The 4,878-nt window shown below is 58.3% G+C and carries 3 rRNA genes and 1 other annotated feature (1 of these 4 only partly in view); all 3 genes read left to right on the top strand.

Features of this window, described 5'->3' with window-relative positions:
* Positions 1–221, top strand: a 16S ribosomal RNA gene (locus CV1CTNOD_RS27365); it begins 1,134 nt to the left of the window's first position.
* 256 nt (positions 222–477) lie between these two features.
* Positions 478–1,122: a sequence feature (16S ribosomal RNA rRNA prediction is too short), on the top strand.
* A gap of 396 nt (positions 1,123–1,518) precedes the next feature.
* Positions 1,519–4,636: ribosomal RNA gene (locus tag CV1CTNOD_RS13325) — 23S ribosomal RNA — on the top strand.
* 70 nt (positions 4,637–4,706) lie between these two features.
* Positions 4,707–4,823: ribosomal RNA gene (gene rrf, locus CV1CTNOD_RS13320) — 5S ribosomal RNA — on the top strand.
* The 16S, 23S and 5S rRNA genes sit together here, the layout of an rRNA operon.
* The last annotated feature ends 55 nt before the right edge of the window (positions 4,824–4,878 follow it).

The raw sequence follows: 4,878 nt of genomic DNA, 5'->3' as shown, positions 1-4,878 counted from the left end.
ACGCAGCGACGCCGCGTGGGGGATGAAGGCCTTCGGGTTGTAAACCTCTTTCAGCAGGGACGAAGCGCAAGTGACGGTACCTGCAGAAGAAGCACCGGCCAACTACGTGCCAGCAGCCGCGGTAATACGTAGGGTGCAAGCGTTGTCCGGAATTATTGGGCGTAAAGAGCTCGTAGGCGGCTTGTCACGTCGGCTGTGAAATCCCGGGGCTCAACTCCGGGCGTGCAGTCGATACGGGCAGGCTAGAGTCCGGCAGGGGAGACTGGAATTCCTGGTGTAGCGGTGAAATGCGCAGATATCAGGAGGAACACCGGTGGCGAAGGCGGGTCTCTGGGCCGGTACTGACGCTAAGGAGCGAAAGCGTGGGGAGCGAACAGGATTAGATACCCTGGTAGTCCACGCCGTAAACGTTGGGCGCTAGGTGTGGGGGACCTTCCACGGCCTCCGTGCCGCAGCTAACGCATTAAGCGCCCCGCCTGGGGAGTACGGCCGCAAGGCTAAAACTCAAAGGAATTGACGGGGGCCCGCACAAGCGGCGGAGCATGTGGCTTAATTCGATGCAACGCGAAGAACCTTACCAAGGCTTGACATGCAGGGAAATCTCGTAGAGATACGGGGTCCGTAAGGGCTCTGCACAGGTGGTGCATGGCTGTCGTCAGCTCGTGTCGTGAGATGTTGGGTTAAGTCCCGCAACGAGCGCAACCCTCGTTCTATGTTGCCAGCGAGTAATGTCGGGGACTCATAGGAGACTGCCGGGGTCAACTCGGAGGAAGGTGGGGATGACGTCAAGTCATCATGCCCCTTACGTCTTGGGCTGCACACATGCTACAATGGCCGGTACAAAGGGCTGCGATGCCGTGAGGTGGAGCGAATCCCAAAAAGCCGGTCTCAGTTCGGATCGGGGTCTGCAACTCGACCCCGTGAAGTCGGAGTCGCTAGTAATCGCAGATCAGCAATGCTGCGGTGAATACGTTCCCGGGCCTTGTACACACCGCCCGTCACGTCACGAAAGTCGGTAACACCCGAAGCCGGTGGCCTAACCCTTGGGAGGGAGCCGTCGAAGGTGGGACCGGCGATTGGGACGAAGTCGTAACAAGGTAGCCGTACCGGAAGGTGCGGCTGGATCACCTCCTTTCTAAGGAGCGTCTGGCAAGTGGTGTTTGCTGCTTGTCCAGAGGCCAGTGTCGGATGTTCAGGCCGGTCTGGTGCTCGATGGGTGGAACGCTGACTGGTTGGATGTTCATGGCTGTTCTGGTGGTCTAGTACGCCTCTGTTGTGTGGGGGTGGAACGGGGCTGGGGTGGTTGTGGGGGTCTACGTGGCACGCTGTTGGGTCCTGAGGGAGTGAGTGTGCTTCCTTGGCGATCGTGGGAGCCCTCCGGTGCTGGTGTGCCGGGGGGTTCGGTCGCGGATCGGGTCATCTGCGTCGTGGAACTGCCGGTGTGTGCCGGTGGGCCGCGGGGTGTGGGTGGGGCCGTCTGTATCTTGAGAACTGCACAGTGGACGCGAGCATCTTTGTGGTCAAGTTATTAAGGGCACACGGTGGATGCCTTGGCACCAGGAGCCGATGAAGGACGTGGGAGGCTGCGATATGCCTCGGGGAGCTGTCAACCGAGCTGTGATCCGAGGATTTCCGAATGGGGAAACCCGGCAGGGCTTGAAATCCTGTCACCCGCGCCTGAACACATAGGGCGTGTGGAGGGAACGCGGGGAAGTGAAACATCTCATTACCCGCAGGAAGAGAAAACAACCGTGATTCCGCGAGTAGTGGCGAGCGAAAGCGGATGAGGCTAAACCGATTGCGTGTGAGAGCCGGCAGGCGTTGCGTGGTCGGGGTTGTGGGATCGTTCGGGCGGGTCTGCCGATCCGTCGAGGAGTGAGAAAGTGCTGTGTTAGTCGAAGGCCATGCGAATGGGTCACCATAGCGGGTAACAGTCCCGTAGACGAAAACATGGTACCTCCTGAGCGTTATCCCAAGTAGCACGGAGCCCGTGAAAGTCCGTGTGAATCTGGCGGGACCACCCGCTAAGCCTAAATACTCCCTGGTGACCGATAGCGGACTAGTACCGTGAGGGAAAGGTGAAAAGTACCCCGGGAGGGGAGTGAAATAGTACCTGAAACCGTGTGCTTACAATCCGTGGGAGCGGGGGCTTTGCCTCTGTGACCGCGTGCCTTTTGAAGAATGAGCCTGCGAGTTTGCGATGTGTGGCGAGGTTAACCTGTTGTGGGGTAGCCGTAGCGAAAGCGAGTCCGAAGAGGGCGTATGAGTCGCATGTCCAAGACCCGAAGCCGAGTGATCTATCCATGGCCAGGTTGAAGCGCGGGTAAGACCGTGTGGAGGACCGAACCCACCAGGGTTGAAAACCTGGGGGATGAGCTGTGGATAGGGGTGAAAGGCCAATCAAACTCGGTGATAGCTGGTTCTCCCCGAAATGCATTTAGGTGCAGCGTTACGTGTTTCTTGCCGGAGGTAGAGCACTGGATGGCCTAGGGGGCCTACAAGCTTACTGAAGTCAGCCAAACTCCGAATGCCGGTAAGTGAAGCGTGGCAGTGAGACTGCGGGGGATAAGCTTCGTAGTCGAGAGGGAAACAGCCCAGATCGCCAGCTAAGGCCCCTAAGCGTGCGCTAAGTGGGAAAGGATGTGGAGTCGCGGAGACAACCAGGAGGTTGGCTTAGAAGCAGCCACCCTTGAAAGAGTGCGTAATAGCTCACTGGTCAAGTGATTCCGCGCCGACAATGTAGCGGGGCTCAAGCGCACCGCCGAAGCTGCGGCATATGCACGGTGTTTGGCCTTCTTCTTCGGGAGGGGGTCCAGGCGTGTGTATGGGTAGGGGAGCGTCGTGTAGCGAGTGAAGCGGCAGGGTGACCTAGCCGTGGACGCTACGCGAGTGAGAATGCAGGCATGAGTAGCGAAAGACGGGTGAGAAACCCGTCCGCCGGATGACCAAGGGTTCCTGGGGCAGGCTAATCCGCCCAGGGTGAGTCGGGACCTAAGGCGAGGCCGACAGGCGTAGTCGATGGACAACGGGTTGATATTCCCGTACCGGCGTTGATGCGACCATGCTGAACCTGGTTCGTGCTAACCGTCCGATCTGCATTCGACTTTCGGGTTGGGTGTGGGGAGCGCGGGATCCCGGCTGGTAGTAGGCAAGCGATGGGGTGACGCAGGAGGGTAGTCCAGCCCAGGTGGTGGTTATCCTGGGGCAAGGGTGTAGGGCGAGGTATAGGTAAATCCGTATCTTATGTGCCTGAGACCTGATGCCGAGCCGATTGTGGCGAAGTGGGTGATCCCATGCTGCCGAGAAAAGCCTCTAGCGAGTGTCAGGGCCGCCCGTACCCTAAACCGACACAGGTGGTCAGGTAGAGAATACCGAGGCGAGCGAGTGAACTGTGGTTAAGGAACTCGGCAAAATGCCCCCGTAACTTCGGGAGAAGGGGGGCCGTTTTCCGTGTAGGAGCGTGCCTCCGAAGCGGAGAGTGGCCGCAGAGACCAGGGGAAAGCGACTGTTTACTAAAAACACAGCTCCGTGCGAAGTCGTAAGACGATGTATACGGAGTGACGCCTGCCCGGTGCTGGAACGTTAAGGGGACGGGTTAGTACTTCGGTGCGAAGCTCAGAACTTAAGCGCCAGTAAACGGCGGTGGTAACTATAACCATCCTAAGGTAGCGAAATTCCTTGTCGGGTAAGTTCCGACCTGCACGAATGGCGTAACGACTTTCCCACTGTCTCAACCACAGACTCGGCGAAATTGCATTACGAGTAAAGATGCTCGTTACGCGCGGCAGGACGGAAAGACCCCGGGACCTTTACTATAGCTTGATATTGGTACTCGGTTCGGCTTGTGTAGGATAGGTGGGAGACTGTGAAGCCGGAACGTCAGTTTTGGTGGAGTCACTGTTGAAATACCACTCTGGTTGAATTGGGTGTCTAACTTCGGTCCGTGATCCGGATCAGGGACAGTGTCAGGTGGGTAGTTTAACTGGGGCGGTTGCCTCCTAAAGAGTAACGGAGGCGCCCAAAGGTTCCCTCAGCCTGGTTGGCAATCAGGTGTCGAGTGCAAGTGCACAAGGGGGCTTGACTGTGAGACAGACATGTCGAGCAGGTGCGAAAGCAGGGACTAGTGATCCGGCGGTGGCTTGTGGAAGCGCCGTCGCTCAACGGATAAAAGGTACCCCGGGGATAACAGGCTGATCTTGCCCAAGAGTCCATATCGACGGCAAGGTTTGGCACCTCGATGTCGGCTCGTCGCATCCTGGGGCTGGAGTAGGTCCCAAGGGTTGGGCTGTTCGCCCATTAAAGCGGTACGCGAGCTGGGTTTAGAACGTCGTGAGACAGTTCGGTCCCTATCCGCCGCGCGCGCAGGAGACTTGAGAAGGGCTGTCCCTAGTACGAGAGGACCGGGACGGACGAACCTCTGGTGTGCCAGTTGTTCTGCCAAGAGCACGGCTGGTTGGCTACGTTCGGGAGGGATAACCGCTGAAAGCATCTAAGCGGGAAGCTTGCTTCGAGATGAGGTCTCCCACAGGGTTAACCTGGTAAGGCCCCCGAATAGATGATCGGGTTGATAGGCCGGAGGTGGAAGTGTGGTGACACACGTAGCTGACCGGTACTAATAGGCCGAGGGCTTGACTATAAAATTTGTTGTGCGTCCACTGTGCGGTTCTGGGGGTATGGCCGGTGTCCGGTTGTGAACTCCATAGTGTTTCGGTGGTTATGGCGAAGGGGAAACGCCCGGTTCCATTCCGAACCCGGTAGCTAAGTCCTTCTGCGCCGATGGTACTGCGTGGGTGACTGCGTGGGAGAGTAGGTCGCCGCCGGACTTTTTGTGGGGAGGGGCTATCCGTGTGGGTAGCCCCTCTTCGCTGTGTGCCGGGG

This window comes from Protofrankia symbiont of Coriaria ruscifolia (assembly GCF_900634745.1).
GTDB classification, from domain to species: domain Bacteria; phylum Actinomycetota; class Actinomycetes; order Frankiales; family Frankiaceae; genus Protofrankia; species Protofrankia californiensis.
The sequence above is the reverse complement of the archived record's forward strand: the minus strand, read 5'-3'. Positions and strand labels throughout refer to the sequence as shown.